Raw genomic sequence first — 5,621 nt, forward strand, 5'->3', positions numbered from 1 at the left:
AATGGCGCAACAACACCACACCTCGCCCCGATGAGACCCAGGACGAGAGCCGACTGGACCGCCCGCAGCAGATCAGGCCAGAGGAGACGTACTGATGAACGAGCCGCTATCTGACCTCACCGTCATCGACGCGGAGGAAGTTCGAGCACCGGATATCCCTCGCGCGCTGACGGCCGCATCGATCCTGTACGAGGACGGGGCAACGCAGGCATTCGCCGAGGACGGCAAGACCGTGTACGTCGAGAACGGAAGACCCACGTTGGGGGAGTGGTATGTGGATGCAGAGGGGCAGTTCTGTTCCTTCTGGCCGCCGGACTACCGCGCGTGCTATGAACTGCGCTGGCTCGTCGAAGACGGGCGGATCGCTGGTCTCCGCTTCCGCCGCGGGTCCTACAGCGCCATCGGCCGGTATCAGCTCCCCGGGCCTGACAATGCCGTCAAGGAATGAGCAGGGCGTCGCGGCAACGAGCCAGAAGCTCGTAAAGACGGACGCGCTCCACCGGCTCAACCTCCACGGTCATGCGATGAACGACCGAGGAGACTTCCTCATGTGCGCGTTCGAGGAGGAGTTCTGCGGCATCGTTCAGCACCACGCTCCGTTCCCGCCTGGGCCCAGGATCACTCGAGCGGGTGACCAGTCCCCGCTTCTCCAGCCCCTGAAGCAGCACGTTCATCGACTGGCGAGACACGAACGCGCGCCGGGCGAGTTCGGAGCTCGTGATGCCTGGCGTGTCCTGCAAGGCGGTCAAGCACGCGTACTGCGGCACACTCAGCGCCAGCGGGCGAAGCCGATCGTCCATTCGCTGGTTCAGGAGCGACTGCGTCTCCTTGATCAGCACCCCCAGCGACTCCGGGCTCCGGTCCAATGCATCCATGTCAATAGTTTGACACACACTCCAACGAGTGTCAGGATATTGACACTGGCGATATTGAACAGAACAGGAGCCTGCTCATGGCAGCAACAACCACCGGCCCGGACTTCGTCTCTTTCCAGGTGCGGGACCGCGCCGTCTCCGCGAAGTTCTACGAGGAGCTCGTCGGACTCACACGCCTCCCAGACTCGAACCCCGCGGCGACCGTCTTCTCCGCAGGAGGAGCCGCGTTCGCCGTCCGCGACCCGTTCCCCGGTGTGGATCTCGACGCGATGCCTCAGCTCGGCGCCGGCGCCGGAGTCTGGTTCCACAACGACGACGCGGAAGGCGTGCATGCACGCCTGGTCGACGCGGGAGTGGCGATCGCGCAGGAACCGTTCGAGGGGCCGTTCGGACTGCAGTTCTCATTCCGTGACCCCGACGGCTACGTCGTCACCATTCACGCCCGCGCCTAATGCCACCATGGCGCAGCACACCCTCTCGGTCCAGGTCCTCGGGCCGTGGTCCTTGCGCACCAGCAAGCGGTTCTGGGAAGAATTCACCCCTACCGCGATCGCGGCCGGCGGCGACCCGGACGTCCTCTCTGCGCGCTTTATGAGCGAGCATGACTGGACGCCCGTGTCCGCCCGCGTCACCCAGCGCGGGGAGAGCGCCCAGATCAGCCTGTCCGGCACTGGCGATCTGGCCGCAGCAGCTGAGCAGGTGTGCCGCTTCCTCTCTCTTGATGTGGACGCGCGGGCCTGGGCGGCTGTCGGCGATCGCGACCCGATCATCGCCACCGCCCAAAGGGCTCTCCCCGGATATCGCCCGTGCGGCTTCCATTCGCCCTACGAAGCCGCAGCCTGGTGCGTCTTGTCGCAGCGCACTCGCGTCCCGGTTGCTGCCCGAGTCCGCCGCGACCTTATCGTCGCGCACGGGGACGACGGGGCCTTTCCCGCGCCCGATGCGCTCATCCGCGCCATCGACGCCGGAGAACTGGACCTACCCGGTCGGAAGCCAGACTATCTCCGGGCTGTCGCCGAGGCTGCGCTCACCGGACTGCTCAACGGTCCCCGGCTCCGAACTACGCCCGAAGAATCTGCTCGCCGCGAGCTCCTCACGGTGACAGGCATCGGACCGTTCGCCGCGGACCTCGTCCTTATCCGCGGCGCCAACGCCCAGGACGTCCTTCCGCGCGCGGAACGCCGCCTTTACGCCGAGATCTCCTACCAGTACGGGCCCGAATCGCTGCTTGAGGAGGTCGCAGAACGCTGGCGCCCCTTCCGCTCCTGGGCCGCGGTCCACCTCCGTGCGCTCCGAGAGCAGCGCACCCGTGAGATGAGCTGATCGATGACGTTACGGCTCTTCGACAGCGGAACATCATCGTTGTGCACGTTCGCGCCCCTGCGACCGGGTCGCGTCGGCATCTATCTGTGCGGTCCGACCGTTCAGGCTCCGCCACACGTCGGCCATCTCCGCTCGGCAGTGGTCTTCGACCAGTTGCGACGATGGCTCCAGATCGGCCACGAGCTCGACGTGACCCTGGTCCGAAACATCACCGACCTGGACGACAAGATTCTTGCTGCGAGCAACACGGCGGGCGTTCCATGGTGGGCGTGGGCTGCTCGCCAGGAGAGGGCGTTCGCCGACGCCTATCGCATGATCGGTATCTTGCCGCCGACGATCGAGCCGCGCGCGACGGGGCATACCGCCGAGATGCTTGCGTTCATCGACCGGCTGATCAAACGAGGCCACGCGTACCGAGCGGGAGACGATGAGAGAGACGTCTACTTCGACGTCTCATCATGGCCTGACTACGGTTCTCTGACCTCACAGGAGACCGGCACTCTCCCCGGAGACGAACATGCCGATCAGGCGACGGGGAAACGCGACCCTCGCGACTTCGCGCTCTGGAAATCCGTTCCCTCAGATGTGGCGGTAGGAGAGGCGAGTGCCGCGGGCGCGGCATGGGATTCGCCTTACGGGCCGGGACGCCCGGGATGGCATCTGAGCTGCTCGACGATGATCCTCCGCTACCTGGGAGAGAGCTTCGACATCCACGGTGGAGGGCTCGACCTGCGTTTTCCTCATCATGAGAATGAGCAGGCGCAGTCCCGTGCCGCCGGATACGGATTCGCGCGCTACTGGATGCACAATGGCTGGGTCACGTCCGGCGGCGACAAGATCAGCAAGTCCCTCGGCAACGCGACACCCGTCGACGATCTTCTGCAGGGGATACGTCCTATCGACCTGCGCTACTACCTCGGATCGGCCCATTACCGGTCGAACCTGGAGCTGACCGAATCCGCCCTGCGATCCGCCGCGGCGGCGATGCGCAGAATCGAAGACTTCATCGCCCGGAGCGCGAACGACTCGAGGCAGACGGCGGATGCGAGCAAGCTGCCGGTCGCATTCAGAAACGCCTTGGATGACGACCTCAACATCCCCATGGCCCTCGCCGTCCTCCACGACGAGGTCAGGCGCGGCAATACCGCCCTCACCCAGCACGACGCGCGGGCCGGTGCCGACGCACGGGACGCCGTGCTCGCCATGACGGGCGTCCTCGGCATCAATCCGCACGAGATGCCGTGGGGCAAATCAACCGCTGGACCCCTGCGCGTCGAGCGGGCGTTGGAGATTCTGATCGCCCAGGCGCTCGACCAGCGAGCCCAGGCCCGCACGGTCGGGGACTTCCGCACGGCAGACCGTATCCGTGACGAACTCGACGCCGCCGGCATCGTGCTCAGCGACAGTCAGTCGAGCACGACATGGGTCTTCGGTGAAGCAAATAGCGCATGATCCGAAATAGCAACAGGAGGGTTCTTCAAGTCACAGCCTATTCCCAGATTAGCGGGACCAAACCGCGTCACCCCGGCGTTATCAACAGTGACGCCGCAGCCAGCGGCGCCGGACAAGGAGGAAATCGTGTCGCACGACTACAGCAAGACTTCTGAGGCCCTGAGCCGCCTCAACGACCAGCAGTACCGCGTCACCCAGAAGGACGGCACCGAGCCGGCTTTCCGCAACGAGTACTGGGACAACCACGAGGACGGCCTGTACGTGGACGTCGTTTCCGGGCAGCCCCTGTTCTCATCCACCGACAAGTACGACAGTGGAACCGGATGGCCCAGCTTCACCAAGCCGGTCGTCGCGGACGCCGTCCACACGAAGACGGACCGATCCCTCTGGATGCCCCGCACCGAGGTCCGCTCCACCGGGGCGGACAGCCACCTCGGACACGTCTTCGACGACGGCCCCGCGAACGCTGGCGGCCTGCGCTACTGCATGAACTCCGCCGCGCTGCGGTTCATCCCCGTCTCCGACCTGGAGGCCGAGGGGTATGGCGAGTTCCGCTCACTGTTCGAGACCACCACCACGACCACGAAGGAGCACGCATCATGACCAGTGGAATTCACGACACCGGAGAGGTCACCCGCACACCAGGCACCGAGACGGCCGTCCTCGCCGGCGGCTGCTTCTGGGGCGTCGACGAGCTCATCCGCAAGCAGCCGGGCGTGATCAGCACCCGTGCCGGATACACCGGCGGACAGAACGATCACGCCACCTACCGCAACCACCCCGGCCACGCCGAGGCTGTGGAGATCGTCTTCGATCCGTCGAAGACGACGTACCGGGACATCCTGGCGTTCTTCTTCCAGATCCACGACCCGTCGACCCTGAACCGTCAGGGCAACGACATCGGCACGAGCTACCGCTCGACGATCTTCCCGCTCACCCCCGAGCAGGAGCAGATCGCCAAGGAGACGATCGCCGACGTCGACGCCTCCGGCCTGTGGCCAGGCTCGGCCGTCACCACGATCGAGCCCGCCGGCCCGTTCTGGGAGGCCGAGCCTGAGCACCAGGACTACCTGCAGCGGTATCCGAACGGCTACAACTGCCACTACCCTCGCGCCGGCTGGGTCCTGCCCCGCCGCATCGAGACGACGGAGGCTTCCGTCTGACCATGTACTCGTGGGGGCGTGCCACCGCTGAGCCGGTGGCACGCCCTCGCGTCATCAGTGACTGAGAAATGATGCGGAGTGACCGTGAACAACGATGAAGACAACACGGTGGAGCGGCGTCGCGCAGCATCAGCCGCAGGCCTGACGTGTGCCGATCTGACCGACGCGCTCGGCCGGAAGCATCGTCACCGTGCCCATGTCACCGGGCTGGTCAGTCCGACACCCGAACGCACCCTGTTCGGTCGGGTCGCGACGATCTCCTTCTTCCCAACGTGCCATGCCGTACTCGACCCGGAGCAATACACGTTCGGACGGCTGTTCCACCAGGCCGTCGACGGATCACCTGCCGATCCCGCCAACACGGTCCTCGTGATGGCCAGCAACGGCCACAGCTCGACGTCTCTCGCCGGTGGGACGAAGCTCTCCCGTGCGACCAACGTCGGCCTCGCCGGCGTCCTGACCGACGGCCGCCTTCGCGACTTCGACGAGCTGGCCGAGGAACCTTTCGCAGCCTGGTGCTCGGGAGAGGCCGTCGCCTGGGGTGGAGCTGTCGTCACGCCGTTTCAGGCGAACATCCCCGTCGTCATCGACGGAGTGGGCATCTATCCGGGCCAGTACATCTTCTGCGACTCATCGGGAGCCGTCGTCATTCCCGACAGCGACATCGACGATGTGCTCGAGACCGCCCATCGGGTCCGTGCCGACGACGCCGCGTCCCGTGACCTGATCGCGCGGGAAGCCCGCAGCGGCGACCTGGCGCACGAGCGGTGACCTCACACTCCTGGCGGTGTGGTGTTGTTGCGCCATT

General features: G+C 65.7%; 8 protein-coding genes. 7 read left to right on the forward strand and 1 reads right to left on the reverse strand.

What is annotated here, in order from left to right; genetic code table 11:
* Nucleotides 1-94: 94 nt before the first annotated feature.
* Complete coding sequence (locus J4Z35_RS13030) at nucleotides 95-448, forward strand: hypothetical protein (RefSeq protein WP_074041318.1); 354 nt, start codon at nucleotides 95-97, stop codon at nucleotides 446-448.
* Here J4Z35_RS13030 and J4Z35_RS13035 read toward each other — a convergent pair.
* Nucleotides 438-875: a MarR family transcriptional regulator gene (locus J4Z35_RS13035; protein ID WP_074041316.1), complete on the reverse strand. Its 438-nt coding sequence runs from the start codon at nucleotides 873-875 to the stop codon at nucleotides 438-440. The two genes, J4Z35_RS13030 and J4Z35_RS13035, sit on opposite strands and share 11 nt — an antisense overlap.
* A gap of 77 nt (nucleotides 876-952) precedes the next feature.
* Between J4Z35_RS13035 and J4Z35_RS13040 the strand changes: the two genes are divergently transcribed.
* The 6 genes from J4Z35_RS13040 (at nucleotide 953) to J4Z35_RS13065 (ending at nucleotide 5,584) form a co-directional block, all read left to right on the forward strand.
* Entirely contained in the window at nucleotides 953-1,327 is a 375-nt protein-coding gene (locus J4Z35_RS13040; RefSeq protein WP_074041313.1) for a VOC family protein, read from the forward strand.
* 7 nt (nucleotides 1,328-1,334) lie between these two features.
* On the forward strand, nucleotides 1,335-2,198 hold the full coding sequence (locus tag J4Z35_RS13045; RefSeq protein WP_074041311.1) for a DNA-3-methyladenine glycosylase: 864 nt from the start codon (nucleotides 1,335-1,337) through the stop codon (nucleotides 2,196-2,198).
* Nucleotides 2,199-2,201: 3 nt separating this feature from the next.
* The gene (gene cysS / locus J4Z35_RS13050) at nucleotides 2,202-3,650 is read left to right on the forward strand and encodes a cysteine--tRNA ligase (RefSeq protein WP_074041310.1); all 1,449 of its coding nucleotides are present in this window, start codon (nucleotides 2,202-2,204) and stop codon (nucleotides 3,648-3,650) included.
* Between the two features lie 126 nt (nucleotides 3,651-3,776).
* A complete protein-coding gene (gene msrB, locus J4Z35_RS13055; protein ID WP_020625393.1) occupies nucleotides 3,777-4,253 on the forward strand; it encodes a peptide-methionine (R)-S-oxide reductase MsrB in 477 nt (158 codons plus the stop codon).
* Complete coding sequence (gene msrA / locus J4Z35_RS13060) at nucleotides 4,250-4,813, forward strand: peptide-methionine (S)-S-oxide reductase MsrA (RefSeq protein ID WP_074041308.1); 564 nt, start codon at nucleotides 4,250-4,252, stop codon at nucleotides 4,811-4,813. Before msrB ends, msrA begins: the two co-directional genes overlap by 4 nt.
* A gap of 78 nt (nucleotides 4,814-4,891) precedes the next feature.
* Nucleotides 4,892-5,584, forward strand: a complete 693-nt coding sequence (locus J4Z35_RS13065) for an RraA family protein (RefSeq protein ID WP_239279595.1) — start codon at nucleotides 4,892-4,894, stop codon at nucleotides 5,582-5,584.
* Nucleotides 5,585-5,621: the final 37 nt, after the last annotated feature.

It is taken from the genome of Dermacoccus sp. NHGro5 (assembly GCF_017565385.1).
GTDB lineage: Bacteria > Actinomycetota > Actinomycetes > Actinomycetales > Dermatophilaceae > Dermacoccus > Dermacoccus nishinomiyaensis.

Coding starts and splice junctions, on each gene's coding strand:
- J4Z35_RS13030 (WP_074041318.1), top strand. CDS start 95: ATGAACGAGCCGCTATCTGACCTCACCGTCATCGACGCGGAGGAAGTT.
- J4Z35_RS13035 (WP_074041316.1), bottom strand. CDS start 875: ATGGATGCATTGGACCGGAGCCCGGAGTCGCTGGGGGTGCTGATCAAG.
- J4Z35_RS13040 (WP_074041313.1), top strand. CDS start 953: ATGGCAGCAACAACCACCGGCCCGGACTTCGTCTCTTTCCAGGTGCGG.
- J4Z35_RS13045 (WP_074041311.1), top strand. CDS start 1,335: ATGGCGCAGCACACCCTCTCGGTCCAGGTCCTCGGGCCGTGGTCCTTG.
- cysS (WP_074041310.1), top strand. CDS start 2,202: ATGACGTTACGGCTCTTCGACAGCGGAACATCATCGTTGTGCACGTTC.
- msrA (WP_074041308.1), top strand. CDS start 4,250: ATGACCAGTGGAATTCACGACACCGGAGAGGTCACCCGCACACCAGGC.